Origin of the sequence: Azomonas agilis (assembly GCF_007830255.1) — a bacterium.
Lineage (GTDB): Bacteria > Pseudomonadota > Gammaproteobacteria > Pseudomonadales > Pseudomonadaceae > Azomonas > Azomonas agilis.
Genome location: NZ_VLKG01000001.1, coordinates 194,782 through 219,626 on the forward strand (window position 1 = coordinate 194,782; position 24,845 = coordinate 219,626).

Annotated in this window: 30 protein-coding genes and 1 tRNA gene; 16 read left to right on the plus strand and 15 right to left on the minus strand. The window is 51.3% G+C overall.

The features are described from left to right. Positions 1-22: 22 nt before the first annotated feature. The gene (locus LX59_RS00850; RefSeq protein WP_144569950.1) at positions 23-460 is read left to right on the plus strand and encodes a YbaY family lipoprotein; all 438 of its coding nucleotides are present in this window, start codon (positions 23-25) and stop codon (positions 458-460) included. Between the two features lie 161 nt (positions 461-621). Here the strand turns inward: LX59_RS00850 and LX59_RS00855 are convergent, their stop codons facing one another. Both LX59_RS00855 and LX59_RS00860 read right to left on the minus strand, forming a co-directional pair. Then, a complete protein-coding gene (locus LX59_RS00855; RefSeq protein WP_144569951.1) occupies positions 622-1,146 on the minus strand; it encodes an MFS transporter in 525 nt (174 codons plus the stop codon). Then, the gene (locus LX59_RS00860; RefSeq protein ID WP_144569952.1) at positions 1,131-1,319 is read right to left on the minus strand and encodes an MFS transporter; all 189 of its coding nucleotides are present in this window, start codon (positions 1,317-1,319) and stop codon (positions 1,131-1,133) included. The genes LX59_RS00855 and LX59_RS00860 overlap by 16 nt, the downstream gene beginning before the upstream one ends. Positions 1,320-1,724: 405 nt before the next feature. Here LX59_RS00860 and trxA point away from each other — a divergent pair, with 405 nt between their 5' ends. Further along, positions 1,725-2,594, plus strand: coding sequence for a thioredoxin (trxA, locus tag LX59_RS00865; protein WP_144569953.1), 870 nt, complete (start codon positions 1,725-1,727; stop codon positions 2,592-2,594). A 10-nt stretch (positions 2,595-2,604) separates the two neighbouring features. Here the strand turns inward: trxA and LX59_RS00870 are convergent, their stop codons facing one another. Further along, on the minus strand, positions 2,605-2,970 hold the full coding sequence (locus tag LX59_RS00870; protein ID WP_144569954.1) for a hypothetical protein: 366 nt from the start codon (positions 2,968-2,970) through the stop codon (positions 2,605-2,607). 429 nt (positions 2,971-3,399) lie between these two features. Here LX59_RS00870 and LX59_RS00875 point away from each other — a divergent pair, with 429 nt between their 5' ends. After that, a complete protein-coding gene (locus LX59_RS00875) occupies positions 3,400-4,086 on the plus strand; it encodes an OmpW/AlkL family protein (protein ID WP_144569955.1) in 687 nt (228 codons plus the stop codon). A 61-nt stretch (positions 4,087-4,147) separates the two neighbouring features. Here the strand turns inward: LX59_RS00875 and LX59_RS00880 are convergent, their stop codons facing one another. Both LX59_RS00880 and LX59_RS00885 read right to left on the minus strand, forming a co-directional pair. Further along, complete coding sequence (locus LX59_RS00880; RefSeq protein ID WP_144569956.1) at positions 4,148-5,092, minus strand: NAD-dependent epimerase/dehydratase family protein; 945 nt, start codon at positions 5,090-5,092, stop codon at positions 4,148-4,150. Next, entirely contained in the window at positions 5,085-5,969 is an 885-nt protein-coding gene (locus tag LX59_RS00885; RefSeq protein WP_144569957.1) for a sugar nucleotide-binding protein, read from the minus strand. The genes LX59_RS00880 and LX59_RS00885 overlap by 8 nt, the downstream gene beginning before the upstream one ends. 338 nt (positions 5,970-6,307) lie before the next feature. Between LX59_RS00885 and LX59_RS00890 the strand changes: the two genes are divergently transcribed. Beyond that, positions 6,308-7,204 carry an ABC transporter permease subunit gene (locus tag LX59_RS00890; RefSeq protein ID WP_425457461.1) on the plus strand — a complete coding sequence of 299 codons (897 nt, stop codon included), beginning with the start codon at positions 6,308-6,310 and terminating at the stop codon, positions 7,202-7,204. After that, the gene (locus tag LX59_RS00895; protein ID WP_144569958.1) at positions 7,201-8,028 is read left to right on the plus strand and encodes an ABC transporter permease subunit; all 828 of its coding nucleotides are present in this window, start codon (positions 7,201-7,203) and stop codon (positions 8,026-8,028) included. Before LX59_RS00890 ends, LX59_RS00895 begins: the two co-directional genes overlap by 4 nt. A 1-nt stretch (position 8,029) precedes the next feature. On the opposite strand, the gene LX59_RS00900 is transcribed toward LX59_RS00895, so the two are convergent. After that, positions 8,030-8,575, minus strand: coding sequence for a DUF6436 domain-containing protein (locus tag LX59_RS00900; RefSeq protein WP_144569959.1), 546 nt, complete (start codon positions 8,573-8,575; stop codon positions 8,030-8,032). Between the two features lie 37 nt (positions 8,576-8,612). Here LX59_RS00900 and bipL point away from each other — a divergent pair, with 37 nt between their 5' ends. After that, positions 8,613-9,554 (plus strand): phospholipase BipL, encoded by a 942-nt coding sequence (gene bipL, locus LX59_RS00905; RefSeq protein ID WP_144569960.1) that lies wholly within the window; start codon positions 8,613-8,615, stop codon positions 9,552-9,554. A gap of 1 nt (position 9,555) precedes the next feature. Here the strand turns inward: bipL and LX59_RS00910 are convergent, their stop codons facing one another. From LX59_RS00910 to LX59_RS15525, 8 genes are read right to left on the minus strand one after another with little or no spacing between them, the layout of a single operon-like run. Next, complete coding sequence (locus tag LX59_RS00910) at positions 9,556-10,341, minus strand: hypothetical protein (protein ID WP_246118646.1); 786 nt, start codon at positions 10,339-10,341, stop codon at positions 9,556-9,558. Between the two features lie 46 nt (positions 10,342-10,387). Continuing rightward, positions 10,388-11,098 (minus strand): HAD family hydrolase, encoded by a 711-nt coding sequence (locus LX59_RS00915; protein ID WP_144569961.1) that lies wholly within the window; start codon positions 11,096-11,098, stop codon positions 10,388-10,390. Continuing rightward, a complete protein-coding gene (gene xerC / locus LX59_RS00920) occupies positions 11,095-11,991 on the minus strand; it encodes a tyrosine recombinase XerC (protein ID WP_144570234.1) in 897 nt (298 codons plus the stop codon). Before xerC ends, LX59_RS00915 begins: the two co-directional genes overlap by 4 nt. Before the next feature lie 24 nt (positions 11,992-12,015). After that, positions 12,016-12,702 (minus strand): DUF484 family protein, encoded by a 687-nt coding sequence (locus LX59_RS00925; protein ID WP_144569962.1) that lies wholly within the window; start codon positions 12,700-12,702, stop codon positions 12,016-12,018. Then, entirely contained in the window at positions 12,699-13,529 is an 831-nt protein-coding gene (gene dapF, locus LX59_RS00930; RefSeq protein ID WP_144569963.1) for a diaminopimelate epimerase, read from the minus strand. The genes LX59_RS00925 and dapF overlap by 4 nt, the downstream gene beginning before the upstream one ends. A gap of 6 nt (positions 13,530-13,535) precedes the next feature. Next, the gene (lysA, locus tag LX59_RS00935) at positions 13,536-14,789 is read right to left on the minus strand and encodes a diaminopimelate decarboxylase (RefSeq protein WP_144569964.1); all 1,254 of its coding nucleotides are present in this window, start codon (positions 14,787-14,789) and stop codon (positions 13,536-13,538) included. A 9-nt stretch (positions 14,790-14,798) separates the two neighbouring features. Further along, positions 14,799-14,936 carry an LPS translocon maturation chaperone LptM gene (gene lptM / locus LX59_RS00940; RefSeq protein ID WP_144569965.1) on the minus strand — a complete coding sequence of 46 codons (138 nt, stop codon included), beginning with the start codon at positions 14,934-14,936 and terminating at the stop codon, positions 14,799-14,801. A 14-nt stretch (positions 14,937-14,950) separates the two neighbouring features. Then, positions 14,951-15,118 (minus strand): hypothetical protein, encoded by a 168-nt coding sequence (locus tag LX59_RS15525; protein WP_170234313.1) that lies wholly within the window; start codon positions 15,116-15,118, stop codon positions 14,951-14,953. 16 nt (positions 15,119-15,134) lie between these two features. Here LX59_RS15525 and LX59_RS00945 point away from each other — a divergent pair. The 10 genes from LX59_RS00945 to LX59_RS00990 all read left to right on the plus strand — a co-directional run bounded on the left by LX59_RS00945 (position 15,135) and on the right by LX59_RS00990 (position 24,166). Further along, positions 15,135-15,211: transfer RNA gene (locus LX59_RS00945), tRNA-Arg, on the plus strand. Positions 15,212-15,377: 166 nt separating this feature from the next. Further along, positions 15,378-16,616, plus strand: coding sequence for a tyrosine-type recombinase/integrase (locus LX59_RS00950; RefSeq protein ID WP_144569966.1), 1,239 nt, complete (start codon positions 15,378-15,380; stop codon positions 16,614-16,616). 471 nt (positions 16,617-17,087) lie between these two features. Then, complete coding sequence (locus tag LX59_RS00955) at positions 17,088-17,858, plus strand: hypothetical protein (RefSeq protein ID WP_144569967.1); 771 nt, start codon at positions 17,088-17,090, stop codon at positions 17,856-17,858. A gap of 60 nt (positions 17,859-17,918) precedes the next feature. After that, complete coding sequence (locus LX59_RS00960) at positions 17,919-18,185, plus strand: helix-turn-helix transcriptional regulator (protein ID WP_144569968.1); 267 nt, start codon at positions 17,919-17,921, stop codon at positions 18,183-18,185. Positions 18,186-18,598: 413 nt separating this feature from the next. Next, entirely contained in the window at positions 18,599-18,781 is a 183-nt protein-coding gene (locus tag LX59_RS00965; RefSeq protein ID WP_144570235.1) for a hypothetical protein, read from the plus strand. Continuing rightward, a complete protein-coding gene (locus LX59_RS00970; protein ID WP_144569969.1) occupies positions 18,771-19,076 on the plus strand; it encodes a DUF3077 domain-containing protein in 306 nt (101 codons plus the stop codon). Before LX59_RS00965 ends, LX59_RS00970 begins: the two co-directional genes overlap by 11 nt. After that, entirely contained in the window at positions 19,073-21,877 is a 2,805-nt protein-coding gene (locus tag LX59_RS00975; RefSeq protein WP_144569970.1) for a DUF927 domain-containing protein, read from the plus strand. Before LX59_RS00970 ends, LX59_RS00975 begins: the two co-directional genes overlap by 4 nt. A gap of 159 nt (positions 21,878-22,036) precedes the next feature. Continuing rightward, on the plus strand, positions 22,037-22,723 hold the full coding sequence (locus LX59_RS00980; protein WP_144569971.1) for an HK97 family phage prohead protease: 687 nt from the start codon (positions 22,037-22,039) through the stop codon (positions 22,721-22,723). After that, positions 22,713-22,892 carry a hypothetical protein gene (locus LX59_RS00985; protein WP_144569972.1) on the plus strand — a complete coding sequence of 60 codons (180 nt, stop codon included), beginning with the start codon at positions 22,713-22,715 and terminating at the stop codon, positions 22,890-22,892. Before LX59_RS00980 ends, LX59_RS00985 begins: the two co-directional genes overlap by 11 nt. Positions 22,893-22,903: 11 nt before the next feature. Beyond that, a complete protein-coding gene (locus LX59_RS00990) occupies positions 22,904-24,166 on the plus strand; it encodes a phage major capsid protein (protein ID WP_144569973.1) in 1,263 nt (420 codons plus the stop codon). A 131-nt stretch (positions 24,167-24,297) separates the two neighbouring features. On the opposite strand, the gene LX59_RS15805 is transcribed toward LX59_RS00990, so the two are convergent. Further along, entirely contained in the window at positions 24,298-24,591 is a 294-nt protein-coding gene (locus LX59_RS15805; RefSeq protein ID WP_144569974.1) for a hypothetical protein, read from the minus strand. Positions 24,592-24,845: the final 254 nt, after the last annotated feature.

Sequence of the window (24,845 nt, forward strand, 5' to 3'; positions counted from 1 at the left end):
CGCTCTGATACGGAGTCCCGCCATGCGTTCATCCTTAGTATGCTCATTAATCGGTTTGGCTGTGCTGGCAGGCTGCCGGACAACCGCCGAGCCCCCCACATCCGTAGCACCCAATAAAATGCAGGAAAGTTCGACTCCGGCCATTCCTGCCAACTATCGGGTATTGACGGGACAACTGATTGGCATTCCCGCAGGTGCTGAGGTTGAGCTGGCGTTGGTTGAACTCAATGAGCGTTCCCGCCCTGCCCGCTCGTTGGGAGATACTCAAATCTCCATTCAAACGGCGGAAACCCCCTTCCAACTGGCTTTTGATCCCGAGCGATTTCCGACCGATCGACGGGTTGAATTACGCGGACGGGTCATTCAGTCGGGACAACTGACCATGCGCTTACCCAGTCGTAGCATCAGCTTAGCCAGTGACTTATCCGTGGGCTCACTACAAGCAATTCCCACACCTTAACCCAGAAAGGCACTATTTACATATTCAGCCCGATAGTTAGCGCTTGCCCATAAATATATAAAACAGGTTCGGGTATTTTTGCAAAACGTAATTATCAGACTAAAAACTCACCTACTAGCAAGGTGAGTTTATTCCCAGTATATGACCAAGAAAACCTATTACTAATTGGCGTATAGCTGTTGAGGCTTTGTAGTTTTTGGATGAATTTGTAGCTTTTCTAAGTAAGTGAATTTAAACCAATCCTGTGCTTGCTCTGGAGGCTGGTTAAAAAACTCTTTAATACCTGGAATCATAAAAAAAAGAAACAGGCTAAGTGTACTTAATAAGCTGCAACCTAAAAAAACATACCAGCCGTTGAAATAATCCATAAGAGGAGCCGTAATTAACAGCCCAACAGGTACAGCAACACTACTAAATACACTCATTGTAGTCGTAGTGCGGCTACGATAACTATCTGGAATAACCAGAGCTAATCGACTGCTTATCAAAGTATTCAGCCAAGTCGTAAAAATACTAGAACAACTAACGCCAACCAAAAGGGGCCAATAGCTCTGAGCCAATCCAATTACAACAAAGCAAAGTATAGGTAAAGTAGCACCTAAAATACTGACAATATACCTTGATGTATGCCTTACCAATAGACCAAGACTTAAAGCCCCCGCAACTGTTCCTACTCCAGCAGCCAAGTGATCAACTTTAAAACTAAAACCACAGACATACTTGCTGCAGAGTCGGTGAGCTCAAGCACCCACCAAGCAATAGCGAGGGTTTGGGCATAACCTCCTAACTCAGATAAAAACTCACCACCTCGAAACCACCAAAAGTCTCGTCCAAGACCTCGTTGCTTAACATCTGACATCATTATTCCTTAATGAATAGCAAAAGCATTTCATACTTTAAATGCTTGATCGTAAGTCGATAGATATCACTTGTATTAACGGCTATAAATCGGGATACAAAATAAAATCTAATAATAAGCTTTTCAAAAAAATTACTTATAATTGATAGCAAACATAAACTATGACACCATGTCAACACTTAATACTTTTTCGCTCAAAAAATCAAACTTGTTCGTATAGATTTGATCTTTGTACGCACCCTAGATAGTTAATCCTCGTTTATAGAGACTGCTCTATCTATGAGTACAGCACAGCCTTACAAAACGCATATCTACAAGAATCCTTTCCTTCCTGACTTCCCGTCGCACCTCAGGCCACTTAACATGGGGCATCCATCCTTCCTGTAGTACGGGATCTAAGCCCCCATGAGTTCAGTACCCTATATTTACGATGCCACCGATGCCAATTTTGATCAGGTGGTGCTGGAAAACTCCTTCCACAAGCCAGTATTGGTGGATTTTTGGGCCGAATGGTGTGCGCCCTGCAAAGCCTTAATGCCTCTGCTGGCTAAAATCACCGAGGAATATCAGGGCGAATTGCTGCTGGCTAAAGTCAATAGCGATCTGGAACAGACTTCAGTGATGCGCCTAGGCATTCGTACTTTGCCGACCGTGGTGCTGTTTAAAAACGGGCAGCCAGTAGACGGCTTTGCCGGAGCTCAACCCGAATCCGCGATTCGAGCTATGTTAGCGCCCCACGTTAGCCTACCTCCAGCGCCTGAAGCCGACCCTATGGAGCAAGCTCAGGCGTTATTCAACCAAGCTCAGTTTGCTGAGGCAGAGCAACTGCTTAAGGCCATTCTGACTGAGCAAAATGATCAAGCCACCGCCTTGATTCTATACGCCCGTTGCCTGATTGAACGCAATGAGCTCACCGAAGCCGACGCGGTTTTAAACGCAGTTAAAGGGGATGAGCATAAACACGCCTTAGCGGGAGCTCGTGCCCAAATTACCTTCCTGCACCAAGCCGCTGAGCTGCCTGAAGTAGCTGAACTCAAATCCCGTTTAGCGCAAAACCCTCAGGATGATGATGCTCTCTACCAACTCGCCATCCAGCAATTAGCCCGCCAACAATATGAGGCGGCTCTTGAGGGCTTGTTACGGCTCTTTATACGCAATAAGTCGTACCATGAGGGACAGCCCCACAAAACACTGCTGCAAGTGTTTGAGCTCTTAGGTAATGACCATCCTTTAGTCACCCAATACCGGCGTAAACTCTATCAAGCGATTTATTAAGCCGCCCGACTTACTTATCCTCTGAGCCCTGCCAACGATACAGCAGGGCATCCGATGAGCGCTCAACTACAACCTCGTTACTGTGCCGTAGCCGTACCATGAGCTGCTTAGCGGCTTGAGTATTCCCCGTTAAGGTTTCCAGTTGAACCAATAACGCTGGCCCGGCTAGGGTTCCTGCCTGTTGCAGTATCTGTTGCGCCAATTGCCAGAAGGGATCGGCCCGCGTTTTTTCCGGCCCCACGGGTCTTGAAACCTTTTCAGGTTCTGAGGAGGTTTGAAGACTTACTAAACCACCCAACTGTGTCCAGTCCTGTGCATCCAACTCAATATCTAGGGCTACAGGATAACCCCCTACAGTTCCCCGAATACGAATCATTCTTTAATTCCTGACCTAATAAATAAACACAAAATAACTGGGATTAGTTACTTGTTTTGCAATACAGTTTTTACTATCAAAAAAGACAAAATGTCGCACTAGCTCATCAGATATTAGCTTATTGCTCCAGATCAAAAACATAAAGTCACTTATCAGCATTGGCTTAAAATTATTGAGCTGTATCAATACCTTATTTTTTACTCAAAAATTAAATACCCGCCTAATTTAAATACAACACTGAGGCTTTTTTGAGCCAGATCAATTTAATTATCAAAGAGCAATTAGACCAACAAAGCTTTATTGAGCTGTATCAAAAAGTGCCAGCCCTCAAGTTTTAACATTAGCCCCATCAAACTTTTAACAGATTCGCTTCTTCGCAGAACTTCCAGTTTCTGTAGTTCCCTGAAAGGCGATAGAGGGGCTCACACCATGCGTAAGATTCTCTTCACTGCATCCTTGATGGCTGCCTTATTGGGCGCTCCAGCGGCCCATGCCCATTTGGAAGGGGACCTTATTTTCCGCGTCGGTGCCGTACTGGTTGACCCTCGTGAGCGCAGCGATGATATCCACCACCAAGCTTTAGGCGATATTCCCGGCACCAAAGTCACTTTGGATCATGAAGTCCAAATGGGTATGAACTACCTGTACATGCTGACGGATAACATCGGTGTCGAACTGTTGGCGGCTACTCCTTTCACTCAAGAATTACGGGTTAAAGGTATGCCTGGCCCCTATGCAGGCTTAAATGGCCGCTTAGGTGAAGTGGAACACCTGCCTCCAACCCTGAGCTTGGTCTACTTCCCCTTAGACGATACCTACGATTTTCAACCCTATGTGGGCGTGGGCTTTAACTACACTTTCTTCTTTAACGACAAATTGAGCCGTGAGGCCAAAGGCAAAGGCTTCCAAAGCGGTTTGGACATTGATAACTCCTATGGATTATCCGCCCAAATCGGCGTTGATTACATGATTTCAGATCAATACCTGATCAACGCCCAGATGCGTTACATCGACATCGACACTAAGGGCACTACATGGCTAGCCGGTGGACGGGTGGACGTGGATGTGGACGTAGACCCCTTTGTTTACATGCTGAGCTTCGGTTATCGCTTCTAAGCACCGACACTCCCCAAAAAAGGCATCCTCCAAGGATGCCTTTTTTTATGCCTAAACTTTATTAGTTCCGATCCAACACACTGGCCAAAGTGCGGCTTAATCCTTCATCCAGACTCGTCACCCCAGGTAATTGGTAATGCTCTTGCAAACGCTGGTTATCCGCCCTTGAATGCCGAATATCTCCAGAGCGTGCCTCTTTATGAGTAACCGAAGGCAAGACAGTGCCTGAAGTCTTGGCAATATGAGCCAATAGCTGATTTAAGGTGGTAGAGCGCCCCAAGCCGACATTAACGGGCAGGTGTGTAGGTTGTGCTTGCTGTAAGCCTTGTATCAGTAACTGAACCAAATCCTCCACATACACAAAGTCACGGGTTTGCTCGCCATCACCAAATACCCAAATGGGCTGTTGACGATGGGTACGCTCGATAAAAATGCTGATCACCCCAGAATAAGGGGAGGAAGGATCTTGGCGCGGCCCATAGATATTAAACAACCGGAAGATAACCGGCTGAAACCCATGTTGGCGGCGATAAAAATCCAAGTAGTACTCGCTGGCTAATTTATCCACTGCGTAAGGCGTTAAAGGCGCTTTAGGCGTATCCTCGGCGACTGCCACACCTTCTCCGTTTGGCCCATAAACAGCAGCACTAGAGGCAAAGAGCACCCGCTGTACCCCCTGTTTGCGCATCGCCTCACACAGATTAAGCGTACCCAGAAAATTGGATTGGTGGGTTCCCAAAGGATCATCCACCGAAGCCTGCACCGAAGCAACCGCCGCCAAGTGTATTACTGCACAGCACCCCTTGACCGCTCGCTCCACTTGAGCTGCATCGGCCACATTGCCCTCAAGCACCTCTAATTGAGGATGAGGCTTAAGATTAGAGCGCTTGCCGGTAGAGAAATTATCCAGCACCCGTACGGATTGGCCTTGCACCAATAAAGCCTCTACAACGTGGGAGCCGATAAACCCCGCACCGCCGGTAATTAATACAGGGGCATCAGACATGTCGGTAATAACTATCCATTAGAGTGGGTAATGCCGCTCGCCAAGGACGCGGTTTAATGCCAAAAGTATGGGTGATTTTTTTACAGGCTAATACGGCATGTTGCGGTTCAACCATAGAATCGGGGCAATCCACATGGGGGCGCGATAACAAGTCTTTTTGGCGCACCCGACCAAAAATGCTTGCCTCTGCCAACACTGCTTGGCCTAAGATCAATTGGCTTACTGCATCATAGCCGCCGTACTGATAAGTCCCCCACAAATCAGCCTTGCAGTCTAACTGCTTGAGTACCGCCAAAATGGCACTGGCTGCATCTTCTACCGGCGTGGGCTGTCCACGTCGATCATCGGCCAAGCTCAGGGGCTTTTCCTGTTCCAGTTGGGCTAAAAATCGTCCTAACCAACCTTCGGGGCTATCGTCCAGCAGCCAACCGAAACGAATGATTACATGCTGATGACACAAGGCATGCAAAGCCTGCTCAATGGTCATAAACAGATGACCCCGTGCATCCAGAGGAGCCGGAATGTCCGACTCTCCATAGGGCATAGTGCGCGTACCATCAAACAAGCGGTAACTGGAAGGCTGGACTAGAATCACTCCGCGCTGCTGACAGAGCACCGCTAACCAGCGCACTACATGCTCTTGGTGATTCAAACGCAGTGAGTCCACCGCCTTAGCCTGAAACCAATCGTGGTAGTACGCCAAATTAATCACAACATCAGGACGACTTTCGTCCAAGACCTCAGTCAGACTGGCAACATCCCAACCACTTTCTGGGGGGCGCGGCGCGAGAAACTCTATATCTTCCTCTGAACCTAGGCGGATTAATGCCTGACCCAGGGCATTGCCGCCACCCAACAACATCAGGCGCATTCGCATTTACCGAGCAATCCTGTTCTTCAACGGACAAGGAGCACCATTGCACCACAGATCGGGTTATTCCGGCAAAAAATCCCCCCATTTCATCCGGGTAATCAGGTGTTTTTTTGATCCGACTACAGGTACATTGCGCACCCAGAACCCATACCTACAGCCCTTATGTACAGCTTGTTAGCGCTGCTTAGCCGCCTAACGCTGAAGCAAGATGCTGTGAGGAATAAAAAAAGCCACAATACGAGCCCTCGAACCCCATTCGATACTGTGCCATCCATCACCCCAGAGTCACAGTCCACAGACTGTGACTCCGGTGGCAAGCCTACAGGAGACACTAAGGCCCAATGAACATCCCCTCTCTGAATCTTGGCCGCCGTCTGGTGATTGGCGTGCCCTTTATCTGGTTGGCACTGTTTTTTCTACTACCCTTTGCCATGGTACTGAAGATCAGCTTCTCCAGTGCAGAGGTTGCCATTCCGCCTTATACCGAGCTTGTCCGCTATGTAGATCAGCAACTTCAAGTACTGGTGAATTTTGGTAACTACCTATTACTGGCCGAAGATGGGCTTTATTGGTCTGCCTATTTAGGGTCGTTGAAGATCGCCAGCATCAGCACGTTGGTGTGCTTGTTGATCGGTTATCCTATGGCCTATGCCATCAGCAAAGCGCGCAAGGATTTACAAACGGTGCTCCTGTTGCTGATTATGATGCCGACTTGGACGGCTATTTTGATCCGTGTGTACGCTTGGATGGGCATTCTCAGCAATAACGGTCTAATCAATAACCTATTGATGGGCCTTGGATTTATCTCTGAACCCTTGCAAATTTTGAACTCAGATACCGCCGTCTATATTGGCGTGGTCTACGCGTACCTGCCGTTTATGGTGTTGCCTTTGTACGCCAACTTAGTCAAACACGACCCAACCTTGCTAGAAGCTGCTGCCGATCTCGGGGCACGTCCCATCGAAAGCTTCTGGAAAATTACTGTTCCGCTGTCCAAAGGCGGCATCATCGCCGGTTGTATGCTGGTGTTTATTCCGGTAGTCGGTGAGTTTGTGATTCCTGAACTTTTGGGCGGCCCCGAAACCCTGATGATTGGCAAAGTGCTGTGGCAAGAATTCTTCAACAACCGTGATTGGCCAGTGGCGGCGGCCTTAGCCGTGCTGATGCTGTTGATTCTGATTGTACCCATCCTGCTGTTCAACCGTAACCAAGCTAAAGAATTGGAGGGCCGCCTGTGAAACGTCTGAGCTTTTCTACGCTAATGCTGTGGGGCGGTCTGGCCTTTATCTATCTGCCCATGCTGATTTTGGTGATTTACTCCTTCAACGCCTCCAAATTGGTGACAGTGTGGGGCGGCTGGTCTTTGGAGTGGTATGCCGGTCTGTTTGATAACAGCCAACTAATGGCTGCGGTGGGCCGCTCACTACAGGTAGCCTTTTTTACCGCCTTGGCCGCCGTTACCTTAGGAACACTGGCAGCCTTTGTGCTAACCCGCCTGCCTCGCTTTCGGGGACGCACTTTGTTTGGGGGGTTAGTCACTGCGCCCTTGGTCATGCCGGAGGTGATCACCGGCCTATCTCTGCTACTGCTGTTCGTAGCCATGTCGCAATTGATTGGTTGGCCAGAGCGCGGATTAACCACCATCTGGATCGCCCACACCACTTTTTGCTCTTCCTATGTGGCTATTGTAGTTTCGGCACGGCTACGGGAGCTGGATTTATCCATCGAAGAAGCGGCTATGGATCTGGGCGCACGGCCTTGGAAGGTGTTTATCCTGATCACCATTCCTATGATCGCGCCTTCGCTAGTCGCCGGTGGGATGATGTCCTTTGCCCTGTCGTTGGATGATCTGGTGCTGGCCAGCTTTGTGTCCGGCCCCGGCTCAACCACTTTGCCGATGGAGATTTTTTCCGCCGTGCGCCTAGGGGTAAAACCGGAGATTAATGCGGTCGCCAGCTTGATTTTATTAGCGGTATCTTTGGTGACTTTTTTAATTTGGTACTTAAGCCGCCGCGCGGAAGAAAACCGCATTCAGGCATTGCGCCAAGCTCAAGAGGCATAAGTCAGTTCCAATCGCAAAAACAGGCTACTGCCAGTTGGTGGGTAGCCTGTACAGAGCGGCCAGCTAAGGTGGCCTCTAAAATGGGCTCCACAAATCCACGGGTGACGTTGCAGTTAGCGCCCTCCGTGTAAGGCCCAAAATAGACCAAATCCCCCTGAGCATTCCAAATCGCCACGGCTGGACTGGCAGGAATCTGTGCCCAGTTGTGCTCCTCCTCTAAGGGCTGTACTGCAGAAAACACAGCGGGCAATTGCCCTCTACGCCCGGCCCGTTTAACGCTGTAAAAACGTACCCCTTGAGGGGCAAACTGCTGCACAATCGCCAATAAATGAGCCTGATTGCCTACATTACAGGGGCAGGCGGGATCCCAAAAATGCACCAAACGTATCGACTGTTCGGCCTCTAACGTCTTAGGCACCGATAGGGCTGTGGCAGAAAACACTTTAGAACGCGGACTAAACGCAGGATCTTTAAACACAAGGAGTAGAAGCAGCGCCCCCACAGCCGCCAAGCCTCCGCCCCAAAGCCCCCAGTGCCGAACCAACATAAGTCACCTTTGACCACAATCTGTACAGGAAGTACCCATGACTCCTAACTTCCACGCTGAATCTATTCGCACCCAGCTCACCGCCCTTGACCTACAGCGCCCACTGACTTCAGAGCAACAAAACTACCAAAGCTTTTATGGCTTAAACCAAGATTTACCCCCTCAAGCACACAGCCACTTGGGCGTGCTGTCCGTAGCGGAGTATCAGATAGTGACTCAAGTCTGGTGCCCTACTCAACCACGCGCCACCTTGATAGTGTTGCATGGCTACTACGACCATATGGGTTTGTATCGACATCTGGTGCGCTGGGCGCTGGCACAAGGATTTTGTGTGCTCTCTTGCGATCTACCCGGTCATGGATTATCCAGCGGAGCCCAAGCCAGCATTCGCAGCTTTAGCGAATACCAACAGGTATTGCAGGCTCTATTGGCAGAAGCCCAGCGTTTACAACTACCTCAGCCGTGGCATCGTTTGGGGCAAAGTACAGGAGCGGCCATTCTGCTTGACTACCTGCTGCATCCTCCAGCAGAAGGCCTCCCAGCCGGACGTGATGTTTTGTTAGCGCCTTTGGTGCGTCCCTACCACTGGACGCGGGGTTATCTCAGCTATTGTCTGCTCAAGCCTTGGGTGCGCAAAATCCCCCGTAGCTTTAGCAACAACTCCAATGACGCAGACTTTTTGGCCTTTGTGAAACACCAAGACCCCCTGCAAGCTAAGATTTTACCTACGGCTTGGGTGGGCGCTTTGGCCCGCTGGATTCCCTACATCGAACAGGCTCCCAGTAGTATCCAAAGCCCTTTGATTATTCAAGGTGATCAGGATAAAACCGTGGATTGGCAACACAACCTGCCCATACTGCAGCACAAGTTTAACCAACCCCAAATTAAGCTGTTAAAAGGCGCACGCCACCACCTCGTCGGGGAACGGGCCGATATTCGCCAGCAGGTATTCTCATCCCTCCAAGAGTGGCTGGAGTGACTTAGGGTCGAGCACTGCTAGATTGAGATAAGCGGCTGCTGTCTTGCCCTACGGCCAAGCCTGTCCGCACCGCCTGCAAGGCCGCTTGATAGTAGGCTCGGCCCTGCGGGGACTGAGCAAACATCAGATACTCATCCAGCTCCGCATCGGACAAGTCTTGATAGATGTGCAACAACCAGTTATCCACCTCGGGCTCAAAACGGTTAAGCAAACGCTGGCGCTGGTTTTCCACCATACTTTGCGCTTGATTGCCCATCGCCAGCCCCGGCAGCATTTGCGTCAAACTATCTGCCGCGACACTGGCTAACGCCAAACTGACCTCAGCGCCCAAAGCCGTTACTGGGATGGTTTGAGCCAAGCTGCGGATCAACAACTGTCGCGTAGAGCCCGCCTGAATCACCGGTAATCCCTGAGCATAGTATGCTAGTTGGTCAGCACTTGAAGCTCTAACCTCGGCGGCTACAATCTTGCGTCCTAACGAAGATTGGTAGAAGGATAAAGCCGTTTGAGGACTGGGCAACTGTTGGCGCAGCGCACCCAGTGCCCGTTGATCTACGGCGGTGGCCGCAAAACGCTGATTGCTGTTAGCGACCAGCGTTTCATACACCAAGGTGGGCAAACTGCTTTGGTAGCGCTGCTGGGCTAGCTCCAGTGCCTGCCGAAAGTGGGCGCGTTGCTCAGGCCAACCGGCCGCTTGATACAAAAGTTGGTAGGTATCGGCCTTAGCCAAGGCACTAGCGCCTAAACACAAAACCCATACACCGATAACGCTGAGTACCCTTAGCATAAGGCTATTCCTGATGTGTGCTTCTAGCCTTATAGACCGGCTAGGGTTAAAGCCGTTCCGCTGCCCAGCGATCAATCAGTACAGGTATTTCCGCTAAGCTTTGTACCTGTGCATCGGGCGGTATCCCCTGCTGCCAAAGCTTACCCAAAGGATTAAACCAAATAGAGCGCACTCCAGCCTGACGCGCCCCCTGAATATCATCCACCGGATGATCGCCGATATGCACTGCCTCAGTAGGCTGTACGCCTGCGCGTTGCAAAGCCTCGGAGAAGGGACGCAGATCGGGCTTACCAATGCCCAACTCCTCCGCCGACAGAGCAAACTGGAAATAATCGCCCAAGCCTAAGCGATGCACATCGGCATTACCATTGGTGAGCACGCCCAATTGATAACGGCCTTGCAGTGACTCCAACACTGGGCGTACCTCAGGGAATACCTCAACTGAATGCCGGGCCTCTAAAAACACCTGAAAGGCGCGCTCGACTATTTCATTGCGCTGGCTAGCCTCGTAACCGGCTTCACTGAAAGCGCGCTCCAGAACCTTGCGGCGTAGAGTGCTGACTCTATGACTTAATTCGGGCTGCTGACTGAGTACCTGTTGACGCAACTGAGCCAACACCTCCCGGGTAAAATCCCCGATTTGCGGTGCATGTTCAGCCAACCAGCGTTGCAGTGCCATTTCAGCGCGGTCAATGGCCGGAGCGGCATACCAAAAGGTGTCGTCAAGATCAAAGGTAATCAGTCGGATACTACTCATTCGGAACTCTGCTTGCGTTTGGCACGCGGATGGGCCTGATCGTAGATTTTGGACAACTGTTGAAAGTCCAAATGGGTATAGATCTGGGTGGTGGTAATATCCGCATGGCCCAATAACTCTTGAATAGCCCGCAGATCGTGGGAGGACTCCAGCAGGTGGCTGGCAAAACTGTGCCGCAGCATATGGGGATGAACATGTTGCCCTAAGACCCGAGTGGCAAAGGCGCGGACGCGCAATTGCACGGCGCGGGGGGTGAGGCGCTTTCCGGTATGACTTACAAAAACGGCGGCATCCTGTGGCGCGGTCATTAAGCGCAATGCCAACCAACGGGTAATGGCCTCACGAGCTTGCCGACCAACGGGCACAATCCGCGCTTTATTGCCTTTGCCCTGTACCTGCACTAAGCCCTCGACCAGATCCAGCTTATCCATGTCCAACTCCACCAGCTCGGATAAGCGCAGCCCAGAGGAATAAAACAGCTCCAACATGGCATGGTCACGGCGCGCTAAAAACTCATTGGGCACCTCGGTATCCAAGAGCTGCATGGCTCGGTCGGCATCCAACACCTTGGGTAATTTGCGTAGCCCCTTAGGAGCCGCCAGACCATTCACCGGATCATGGATGCAGCGCTCTTGAGACAATAAGTAGCGGTAAAAGCTACGCACCGCCGAAAGCAAGCGCGCCAGACTACGCCCCGATAATCCTTTGCTGTGCAGTTGGCTCACCAGTTGACGCAGATGAGGTTGAGTGACCTCTTCCCATGCTTTGAGCTTTTGACGGCGACAGTGCTCCAGCAGTTTTTCCAGATCGCGCCGATAGCCATCTAGGGTATGTACCGACATCTGCCGCTCATAGCGCAGATAGTCTAAATAGGCCTGTAGATCGGTTTCCAGCGACGACATAGGAATCTCCCGGCGCTATCCAATGCATTCCAGTTGGGTCGAAAAACGCGCCAGAACCCGCTCCAACACCTCAGCGATGTGGGCTAAAAATAAAGTGCCCAAGGAGCCTTTGTAATGCTGAGGATCAGGCGTACCTATGGCTAATACCGCACGCCCACCCACCGCAATCACCGCCGCCGACCCAATATGTGGGCTATCGTCCTCAAACAAGAAGGCCAAGTCGTTGGGGCGCAGCACACCACAGATGCCTTGACGCTCCAACAATAAACCACCGATAGCGCTCAACGCCTGTTCTGCAGAAACACTACGGCCCACAGGGAGCGCGTGTTGGCTGAATAAAATCAAGCTGGTATAGGGCACGTTAAAGTCATGGCGCAAACTTTCATCCACTACACCAATGACCTCCTCCAAGCTATCTGCATCCATTAAAGCCAAGATCAGGCGGCGGGTTTTCTCGAACAAACGATCGTTGTCCCGCGCCGTCTCCAACATGCTGCCAAGGCGCTCATGCAGGTGCTCGTTGCGGTGCCGAAAGGAATACAGTTGTCGCTCAACCAAGGAGATGGCACCGCGTGGAGCGTGGGGAATGCGTAACGCCTGTAACAGCTCGTCCTGCTCCACAAAAAAATCCGGGTGCTCCCGCAGGTAGGCGGCCACCTGTGCAGCCTCCAAAGCGGGTGCGGTTAAGCGATCCTGAGTCATAAGCGAGTCTGCCCTTCAAATACGCGCACGGCAGGGCCGGTCATAAATACCGACTGACCGGGCCCCGCCCATTCAATATGTAAACTGCCCCCCGGCAAATCAATCTGTACCGGAGAGTCCATCCACCCCTGACGAATCGCCGCCACCGCTGCTGCACAGGCTCCTGTACCACAGGCTTGAGTTTCCCCAGCCCCACGCTCCCAGACTCTTAAACGGGCTCTGTGCCGATCCAACACCTGCAAAAAGCCCACGTTGACCCGCTGCGGAAAACGCGGATGATTTTCTACCAAAGGCCCGAGGTGATGCACAGGCGCGGTCTGGATATCCTCAACAGCCAATACCGCGTGGGGATTACCCATAGAAATGGCGGCCAGCTCAAGGCTCTGTGCCTCAACCTCTAGGCTATAGCTAATAGCTTCCACTTCAGCCTTGAAGGGAATCTGTGCTGGTTGAAAGCGCGGCGGGCCCATATCCACACAGACTTGCCCATCGCGGCGCACGTTTAATTCAATGATGCCGCTGCGGGTTTCCACCCGAATACAGCGCTTGGTGGTCAAACGCTTGTCCAGCACAAAGCGCGCAAAACAGCGGGCTCCGTTGCCACATTGCTCCACCTCGGAACCATCGGCGTTAAAAATCCGGTAGCGAAAATCCACGTCTGGACGAGTCGGTGGCTCCACCAGCAGCAATTGATCAAAACCAATGCCAGTATGCCGATTACCCCAGCAACGCGCATGCTTAGGTTGGATATAAGCCTCTTGGGTGACTAAGTCGATCACCATGAAGTCATTACCCAATCCGTGCATTTTAGTAAAACGCAACAGCATCTTGGCTTACCCCTCCTGTGGTAAACAGGCTTCGCTGGCATACAACTCTTCCAGCGACTCACGGCGGCGCACCAAATGCATCTGATCTCCGTCCACCATCACCTCAGCGGCACGGCCTCGGGTGTTGTAGTTAGAGCTCATTACAAAACCATAGGCTCCGGCTGAACGCACGGCCAGCAAATCCCCTTCTGCCAGAACCAGAGCGCGGTCTTTAGCTAAGAAGTCGCCGGTTTCACAGATGGGGCCAACAATGTCGTAGTGGCGGGCCTCTCCTGTGCGCGGTTGTACCGGAACCAAATCCATCCATGACTGATAGAGGGCTGGACGAATCAAGTCATTCATCGCCGCATCCACGATGGCAAAGTCTTTGTGCTCGGTGTGTTTGAGGTACTCAACCCGCGTCAGCAGCACACCTGCGTTAGCCACAATAGAGCGCCCCGGCTCGACAATCAGCGCCAAATCCCGACCGACTAAGCGCTGTTGCACCGCCTGAATGTACTCTTGGGGCGTAGGTGGTTGCTCATCACGGTAGCGAACCCCCAAGCCACCACCCAAATCTAAATGATGGAGTTTGATGCCTGCTGCTGCTAGCCGATCAATCAGCAGCAGCAAACGCTCTAAAGCATCCAAGAAAGGCTCTAGGCTGGTAAGTTGCGAACCAATATGGCAATCCACCCCCAAAATATTTAAGTTGGGTAGCTCAGCCGCACGCCGATACACCTGTTCAGCGTGGTCAATATCAATGCCAAACTTGTTTTCTTTCAGGCCGGTGGAGATGTAGGGATGGGTTTGGGCATCCACATCGGGATTTACCCGCAGGGAAATAGGCGCTTGAACTCCTAACTCAGCCGCCACTTGTTGTAGGCGTTCCAGCTCTTCAGTGGACTCCACATTGAAGCAATGCACACCCACTTCTAGAGCGCGGCGCATGTCACTGCGGCTTTTACCGACACCTGAAAACACCACTTTGGCAGGATCTCCGCCAGCGGCCAACACACGCTCCAACTCGCCCCGAGATACGATGTCAAAACCTGCGCCCAAACGCGACAGCAGATTGAGGACTCCTAGGTTAGAGTTAGCCTTGACCGCAAAGCACACCAGATGCGGCGCGCCCTTAAAGGCTTCGTCGTAGGCACGATAGCTGGCTTCAATATGGGCCCGCGAGTAAACATAGGTGGGAGTTCCGAAGCGCTCAGCAACATCATTTAGCGCCACTTGCTCAGCCCATAATTGAGCATCACGATAAATAAAGGTATCCATGAATGTCCCTTACAGCTCGAAGCGGTCTTTGGAGCGGCCTTTGGCCTCTTCACTGTCTGGCAAATACAGTGGCCCTTTTTGACCACAAGCAGCCAAGGCGCTGGTCAGTACCAGCAAAGCCATTAGGGAAAGCAGCAAACGCTTCATGGAAACACCTTTCATCAACGAATGAGCGGAGTATAACGGTCGCCCGATAGCTTGCCTACGCAGCCTATCAGCGCATGGATACCGAATTTGAGTTTACGGATATCTACAATCCAGCATGGACGATCTGCATGGTTACAGGTATTATCTCGCCCCGCTGCAGACTGAGGCTTTAAACCCAGCATACTGCCGATCCAATACGCACTCGTAGCTCAGCTGGATAGAGTACTGCCCTCCGAAGGCAGGGGTCGTGGGTTCGAATCCCGCCGAGTGCGCCAAGTTACTGCTTTTACCAGTCTATAGCAGTCTACAAATTCCCCACAAAAGCCCGCCCCATGCGGGCTTTGTTGTCTCTGGCTATCTATCCTTATCTCTCCCTATACTTGACCACCCTGTATACAGGCGTGTACATCGTAAGAAAATTAGAACCAAGGGTGTACATGGGTGAAACGCAGCGACATCAAACGCCGACCTTTGGCAGACAGCACCTTAGCTAACCTAGAGCCTGAAAATGCCTCCTATAGGGAGCTAGACAGCAACGGGCTATACATACGAGTCAACCCCAATGGCCAGAAGTCATGGAACTTTCGGTATAAGAAAGCTGATGGCAAATGGTCATGGCTTGGCCTAGGCAAATACCCTCAAGTAAGTGGAGCGCTGGCCAGAAAAAAAGCAGCTGAGTTACAGGCCGATATGGCAGATGGGAATAACCCTCTTACCAGCAAGCAATCCCGCCAAGCGGCTGAACTCAAAGCAACCGGCAATACGTTTGAGTCTCTAACCAGAGAATGGATTGATCTGCGACTATCTGGCTGGGCACCCAGTACAGCTAAACGCACTATAGGGGCACTTGAGCTGCATGTCCTACCTGTAATTGGAAAGCGCTTGTATACAGAGATAGCCCCAATCGAATGGATGCAACTGCTCAAAAGCATGGAACAGAAAGGCATCATTGAGCAAATGGGACGGGTACGCCGCTCTTGTAAAGAGATCTACGACCTAGCGCGTGTTACTGGACGGGCCACACACAATCCCTTAGAAGGTCTTAGCCGTTTCCTGAGCAGTAAACCAGCCGAAAACTACGCCCATGTAAGCAATAAAGAACTACCTGCGCTCCTGCGGGCTATTGCCGCCTATCCTCATGCCCACGATATACGTCTTGGGCTACAACTCTTAATGCTTACCGGAGTCCGCCCCAGCGAACTACGCGAAGCACTATGGGCTGAATTCGATCTAAAAGAAGGTTTATGGTCTATTCCAGCCACACGTATGAAGAAACGCCGCCCCCACACAGTCCCACTCTCTCACCAAGCACTCAAAGCACTGAAGCAGCTGCATGTATTAACAGGGGCTTATCCCCTACTGTTTCCAGGACGGAATAGCAGAACTCAAGCCCGCAGCAATATGGCCTTCAATATGGCCCTGAGACGACTGGGGTACGCCGGACGGCAAACCGCACACGGATTCAGACACATTGCCTCCACTACGCTACGTGAACATGGATTCCCCAAAGAGCATGTAGAGGCCCAACTGTCCCATGTTGAAGAAGGAGTAGCCGGTGTCTATAACAAAGCTATCTATCTGGAGCAACGCCGTACCATGATGCAATGGTACGCCGACCACTTGGACAAGCTGGCCACTGGCAATGTAGTACAGGGGGACTTCCAACAAAGAATTGGATAGGCAGGGGGAGGTCAAAACTTCAGGAACTCATTACCAGAGAAACCACCCGTTCCCTCATTCGTAGATTTTTCTCCCTTTAACGGATTTGGTTAAAACTCGTTAATTTTGTTAAAGGGTTGTTGTGCAACAAACACCGAACTCCCCTAAAAACTGGTGTTCCGGGTGTTCCATGTGTTCCAACATAGCTACAGCCCTAGATCCATGCGGCTTTCAGCTTTGGAACACTTTGGTGTTCCGGCCAGAATACTGGTGTTCCAGAGCATTTAAGGTGTTCCACCTAAAAAACTTAACTTATTGATTAACAAGTAAATTGCATTTTTACGATTGTAAGCACGGTCAATTTTGACCCTGCAAAACACACCTAAAAACACCGACTAAAACAGGGTTTTTGGTGGAACACAGGAGCCAGCCAGCCGACGAAAAAGCCCCTGCTTTTACCTGTTGGCAACGGGATTTCGCGCAGAAGCGGGCTTGAGTCTTGGGCACGGGAAAATGAGAAAAACGAGTTTGGTCGAAATTCTTGGAAGTGAGTATCCAAGAAATGAGTATGAGTTACGCTTTTTTGTAAATGAAATAGAGCTATTTAGATCCCAAAAGAATGAAGCGCACTTCAAATTAACCACTAAAAAGGATTTAGAAAACAATATTCCAAGTATTAGATTTCGGGCATTTTGCATAGACCTTTGCCAAAAAAGCCATGTTCCACACCTTGAACTTATCCTCAAAGAAGCATTGAACAGATATTTGGCTTGGACACGCACACCATTTAAACAAGTAGAAACCTTAAATGACGCTTGGAATACTCTTTCAGACTTCGACTATCCGCGAGACGAATTTGGGCTAGCTTTAGCTGATGCTCTAATTGAGGTGATGATCTTACAGTCCCCCAAATGGGGAGCCGTCGACTCTGTATGCACAATGAAATTGGCCTATCGCCTAAATCAAATTGCCAATATGTCTAATAACCCCTCTGAAGTTTTAAGAAATTTCAGGCAAAAATCTGGGGCAAAAGGAGGTAATGAAACAGGGAAAAATACAAGAAAAGAATTTTATGAAGCTGCGAAAAATACCTGCAATATTGCACGGCGCTTGGCAAAAGGGGAAAAACTTTCCAATTCGGCATTGGTGAACTTATTGGTTGAGTATACCGAAAAAACAAAGCCAACCATTCGGAGCCATCTTAGAACGGAAGGTTTATATCCATCTGCGAAAAAAAGACTGTCGAAAAGAAAACCAAGCTAGGCTGGCTTTCTTTTTAAAACTTAGCCTATTCCTTGTCTCAACCAATACAGGGAAATAGCTATGACGCACGATCTACCCGAAAACGCCGAAAATACCCCCGTATTCGACCCTACAGCCGTCCTAATTCGCATAGACGAAGTGTCGTCCATCGTGGGGTTGGCCCGTCCTACCATCTATAAGATGCTGAAAGACCCAAATGTGGGCTTTCCTTTGCCGGTCAAACTCAGTGACAGCACGGCACGGGGCGCGCCAGTGGCATGGGTATTGGCTGAGGTTCAAGACTGGGTACGCGCCCGCATCGCCAGCCGAAATAAGGTGGCCGCCTAAAACGCAAAACGCCTATGGGCAGCCACCCATAGGCGCTTGGAGTTAAAGGGCGCTCACAGGCGCTCTGAAACCATCAAAACCGCTTTGCAGGTCACCAGTCTATGCCCACCCCCTTTAAACGGCAAGGCCAACCCCTTGTCATGCCAGCTATTGCCCGCTACTCTGTGCCTGCCCTTGTGAAAGCGACAGGGGTCGACCTTGGCCGGTCGAGACTCTCTAGGCGCATCAGCGCCCCAACGACCTTTGTAGGCGCTTTTTTTATGCCTGCAATGTTGTGTTATGGCGGCTGTGCGCGGGACACCTTCGGGTGTGCCGGGTGCCTAGAGTCCCGGTCGGCCAACCCGCGTACAGTCGTCACCAATATTCGCTTGGCCGCGAATGGTGATGGCTCCACTACTCTAGGAGCTACACCCATGACTTACCGTCATACCCTGAGCCTCAATCCGTCCAAAATTCGGGCAATTGCCCATCGACGTATGGCCTTAGCTGCTTTGCACGCTGATTCGTCCCTATCTACCCGCCTCAGTCGCTACCACCACCACATGAGCCAAGCCCGTGCTTTGGAAGCCCAACAGGGGGTGACTCATGGTGCGTGATCCTCGCTTGTTTACCACCGGAACTACCAGCTTTCCTGCTCTGACCGACCACGATCCTTTATTGCAGATAAAAGCCGGTGTCCCCTTGGATGAAGCCCTGAACCAAGCGGGCATACTGATGAACATGGCCGGAGCCTTAGCTCATGTGATTGCTGCAGGCCACAATGGAAATGACACTATCACCAGTGATCTGGCTCAGATTGCCCACTTATTGAACGATATCGCCTTCAATATCATGTCCGACGTTGAAAGGCCCGTAAGCCAGCTTTGCAAAGGCCAAGGGGGGCAACCATGAAGCGCCCCAGCTTTGCCGAAGTGAAAGCCGCTTCCCTGCGGGCCATTGACTCAGTGCTACCCCACTGGTTGCCCGAGGGCAAATGGGTTGACGCGGGCCATGAGTACAGCGCTCCTAATCCCACCCGCTCCGACAAAAAAGCCGGATCGTTCAAAATCAACCGCCATACTGGACACTGGAGCGACTTTGCCACCGGCGACAAAGGCGGCGACTTAATTGACCTTGTGGCCTATGTAGAACGCTGCTCAGTAGAGGAAGCCTGCACCCGCTTGGCTGAGTTTCTGAGCCTGAGCACTGCACCCGCTCCAGCGCCTCAAAAACCTGCACCCCAAAATACATGGCAGCCTATAACGCCCATTCCTGACGAGGTGATGAGCTACTGCCCCAGCAAACACCCCAAGCATGGAGCACCCAGCAAGCTTTGGATATACCGCAATACCCAAGGCCAGCCGCTTATGGTGCTGTATCGGTTCGACTTGGCCGAGGCTAAGGTATTTGCCCCACTGACTTGGTGCCAATCCATCGGCACTGAGCGCCATCAATGGCAGTGGAAAGGCTTACCCGAACCTAGACCCCTACTAAACCTTGACCGCATAGCCCAACAGCCAGATGCAGTGATTGTGCTCTGTGAAGGGGAAAAAGCCGCTGATGCCGCTCAAGAGCTATTCCCCCATGCAGTGGCAACGTGCTGGCTGAATGGCTCCAAGTCATGGGCCAAAGCGGATTTCAGCCCCCTGCAAGGCCGTGAAGTCTGGTTGTGGCCCGATAACGATGCCAGCGGCCAAAGCTGCATGGGGCAAATCACCCTTCAGTTAGAGCCGCTTGGGGCCAAGGTACGCCAAATTGCTATGGCCCCCTTTGAACACGACAGCCCTTGGCCTGAAGGCGCAGACGCAGCCGACGCACTGGCTCAAGGCTGGACAGCCGAGCGTCTAAGCACTTTAGCTCAGAGTGGCGCACTGTTTCAGGCAACGCCTAGCCCCGCTCAGCCTAAGCCCAAACCCACGGCTAACCCCACCACCAAAGCCTGCCCGCCCAAGGCCAAAGCCCCACGCGCCAAAAAGCCCGAATCCCTACCCGGTGGCTTTCGTGTCACCCATGAAGGTGTGTTCCGCCTCAATGAGGAAGGCGAACCTATCCCGGTATGCTCCAAGCTGGACATACTGGCCCGCACCCGTGACCACAAAGGCGGAAATTGGGGTGTGCTGGTTGAGTTTGACGACCCCGACGGCACCCGCAAACGCCTCAACATTCCCGCCAGCGCAATGGCTGGGGAGTTCGGCAAGGAAGTCGTAGTGCCCTTGGTCAATATGGGCCTGAGATTGGCTCCCACCCGTACCGGACGCAATGCCCGCAACGACCTACAAGGCTACCTGCAAAGCTACGACAGTGCCGAGCGCGCCCGACTGGTGACCCGTTTGGGCTGGCACGAGCAAGCCTACCTAGTGCCGGATCAAATTTTTGGCCAAACCCGCGAACACCTGCATTTTTATGAGGCCGGTTCCGCCTTGCCCCCCTTTGAGCAAGCTGGAAGCCTAGAGGACTGGCAACAACAGGTCGGGGCACTGTGCATCGGCAACAACCGCCTAGCCTTTGCCGTGAGTCTGGCCTTTGCGGGGCCACTCCTCCACCTAATCGGAGCGGAGTCCGGTGGCTTTCACTTCTACGGCAACAGCTCCACCGGCAAAAGCACCGCCGGACGGGTGGCCTGTTCCGTGTATGGCCCACCGGCTTTTGAAAAGTCGTGGCGCTCCACCGACAATGCCCTAGAAAGCATCGCTGCTGCCCACTCCGATGGCCTGCTAGTGCTGGATGAAATCGGCCAATGTGATCCCCGTATTATTGGCGAAACCGTCTACATGCTGGGTAATGGCATCGGCAAAGCCCGTGCAAACGACCGAGGCCAAAGCGGAAAACCCACCCAAGAATGGCGGCTACTGTTCCTCTCCAGTGGGGAAAAGACCTTAGCCCAGCACATGGCCGAAGCCAGCCGAGAACTCAAAGCCGGTATGGAGGTGCGTCTACTGGCCATCCCAGCCGAAGCCCAAAAAGGGCACGGCCTATTCGACACCCTGCATGGATTTACCGAAGGGGCGGCCCTTGCCGATGCCCTCAAAGCACGGGTAGCGCGCTACTACGGAACACCCCTAATTGCCTACCTGTCGGCCCTCTGCGATCCCCTGAAAATGCTGGCCTATCAAAGCATACTCAAAGAAACCGTAGAGCAATTTGTACACCGCAACCTTCCCGCCCACGCCAGCGGCCAAGCCAAACGCGCCGCCGCCCGTTTTGGGCTGGTGTACGCCGCTGGAGAACTGGCCACCGGCTTAGGCATTACCGGATGGCCCCACGGCACCGCACTCCAAGCCGCCCAAGTCTGCTTTGGCGCATGGCTGGCCGACCGAGGTGGAGCCGGTAATCAGGAAGAAGAGGCTATCCTAAGCCGCCTACGCCTTGTGATTGAACGTCACGGTGAAAGCCGCTTCACCCGTTGGGAGCAGGAAATACCCAAGGTAGACGACCACGCCCCACGCACCATAGACCGCCTAGGCTTCAGACGCACCCAAGAGGATGGACTAGGTTCCGACCGCCATACCCACGTCACCTACTACTTTCTGCCCACCGCATGGAAGGATGAAGTCTTTAAAGGCATGAACCTTAAAGAAGTGAACCGGGCTTTGGTGGAGCGCGGCATCCTAGAGCCCAGCACCGACGGCAAGGCCGCCCACTCTATCCGCCTCCCCGGTATGCCCAAAGTGCGGGCCTATGTGGTGAATGCTGGGGCGCTGATGGGTAGTTAATAAATAAAACACTTAATAAACATTAATACTTGTACTCAGTAACTTTTGCACTGATAATTTAACGATTCCGTATGTGATGTACGGAAACTTTCTATTGTCAGTGCGCGTGATGCGTTACTTGAGTCAGATAGTTATTTATTTGTCTCTTATAGGTACGTTATGCACACACAGACACTTTATTCAGCACCCTTAGAAATAAAACTATCTCCAACTTCTGATGAAGTTAGTTTAGGGCTGTTTTCAGGATACGCCTCAACCTTTGGGTATATTCCAGACTCTCACAAAGACATTATAGCGCCGGGAGCTTTTACTAAATCCTTAGCGCGCCGCAACCAAGACTATGCAACTCCAGCCATGCTATGGATGCACGATAGCAAAAAACCCATTGGTCGCTGGCTTTCCTTTAAAGAGGATGACTACGGTCTTTATGTATCGGGTAAACTAACCCTAGATGTACCCCAAGCTCAAGAAGCCTATGCCTTAATGAAAGATGGTGCTCTGGCCATGAGTATTGGGTTTTTCCTTATTGACTCGGTTCAACTCACCCCAGAGATAAGACAAATCAAAGAGGTTGAATTAGTTGAAGTGAGTTTAGTATCTCTACCCTCTAACTCCAGAGCGCAAATCACCGAAGTAAAGGCTCTTGATCTTGATGATCCAAGAGCCTTTGAACGCCGAGTGCGCGATGCACTGGGCTTATCGTCCCGACAAGCAAAACGCTTAATGTCGGGTGGCTGGTCAGCACTCGTCCGCGATGAACGCAGTGATAACAGTACCGAGTTAGTGGCTATTGCAAAGCGACTACACCAAATCACTCAAGATTTAAGGATAAGTAATGACTCTTAACAAAACAGATAAAACGCAAGAAGCAGATACAGACATTAATAAACTACGCCAAGAGATGGAAACAGAACACAAACGACTGCATCAGCGTATTAATCAATTGGACGACTTATTAGCAGAGCACCTCAGTTTGCATATGTATGAACTTAAGAAAAAACTGATTAGCCAATAACAGGTGCTCTCATGTCTCATGATCTTGTTGTAAAGGCTTTAGAAGAACATGGCCAAGCCGTTAAAGGATTTCGCTCCGAAGTAGAGGGCGAATTTGGCCGTGTGCATGGTCGTATTGACGAACTTCAAAAAGAATCGGACTGGCGCTTTGGAAAAGCCAATAAATCAGCCCAAACAATTTTTGGTGGTATGGGTTCGGGTACATTCCAGGACGTTAATAATGGAGATGTACTTGACACACAGGGGCGAGTGATTAAAAAAGGCCGCCCTGATCGCCCTGTTAATGCACGGACTGAAATGTTCTCTCTGTTCACAGACAGCGAACAATTCAAGCTGTTAGGCAAAGGCGCTGCCTCAACCGGGCGCGTTATGATTGAAGGCATGAGCCTAAAGGCATTGACCAACGAAGGCCAAGGCGCTGAAGGCTCAACAGGCTATGCTGCCCAGCCGCAACGGGCAGAAGGCTTATACAATGATCCACGCCGCAGCCTAACCCTACTCTCGGTTTTGCCCTCACTGCCGGTTACGTCCAGTACCTTTGAGTACATGCGGCTGGCGACCGCCAATAACCTAGCGGCCTTTCAAATCAAAGAGGGCGACCAAAAAGCCGAAACTAACTATGGCATGGAGCTGGAAACGGCCAACATTGCCACCGTTGCCCACTGGACTAAGGCTTCTGCACAGGTCTTGGATGATACGCCCGCACTCTCCCAAAAGCTCTTGAGCCTTTTAGAGTACGGTGTGCTGGCTAAACTGGAGGCCGAATTAATCCTAGGTGTGGGCGGACAAGGGCGGATCAATGGCCTGTTCTCCCTGAGTACCTCTTTTACCCCAAGTGGTGTAGTCAACCAGTACGACATGCCCCCAGCGGATCGGTTAGGGGCTGCGGTAGTACACCTGCAAGCCAGCGGCTGGGTAGCCGGTCTGATTCTTATGAACCCCGTTGACTGGCACCTACTGGCCTCAGAACGGGATGCCGATGGGCAGTATGTGTTAGGAAGCCCTCGTGATCCTTCGCCACTGTCTTTGTGGGGTGTTCCCGTTGTATTAAGCCCAAGCTGCCCGCGTAATGCTGCGATGGTGCTTGATCCGGCTCAAATCGCTATCTTGGATCGACAAAGCCCTACCCTGATGGCCAGTCGTGAAGATGGCAATAACTTTACCTCAAACATGGTGACCCTCTTAGGTGAGATGCGGGTAGGTCTGGCTGTTTTTGCTTCTGGAGCGGTTTTACTGGTGCAAGTATCTGCCACCAACCCCGAAGAAACTCCTTAAGTGTTCCTCACTAACCGTACAAAACCCAGCCCCTAAAGCTGGGTTTTTTATGGGCTCATAAATAGATAAAAACTATTAAATTCCGATAAATCCCCCAAAAACACTGCTGTGAAAACACATCAAAAACAGCCTTATTTTTTGGTTTTTAACCGGCTCATTTCTGAGTGCTCCAAACCTGTTTTGTTAAAAATCAATAAGTTAAGTTTTTTAGGTGGAACACCTAAAATGCTCTGGAACACCAAGATTATGGCTGGAACACCAAGGTGCTCCAAACCTGAAAGCCGTATGGCTCTAGGGCTGTAGACATATTGGAACACATGGAACACATGGAACACATGGAACACATGGAACACATGGAACACATGGAACACATGGAACACATGGAACACATGGAACACATGGAACACATGGAACACATGGAACACATGGAACACCAGTTTTTAGGGGAGTTCGGTGTTTGCTACACATAAACCCAAATCAAATGTAATTAAGTAAATCTATTAACCCTGTCACCCAATGGACAGGAATGCCACCAGCGAAAGGAGTTAAGTAACGGGGCAATCTTAGGTAAGGCATCACCATTTTGGTGATGATGGATTGGGTAGCTGAGCTGAGCCGACAGGGTTGGGCTAACAACCCTAGGGGGGGTAAAAAATTTAGAGGCTATCTCTACCTAGAC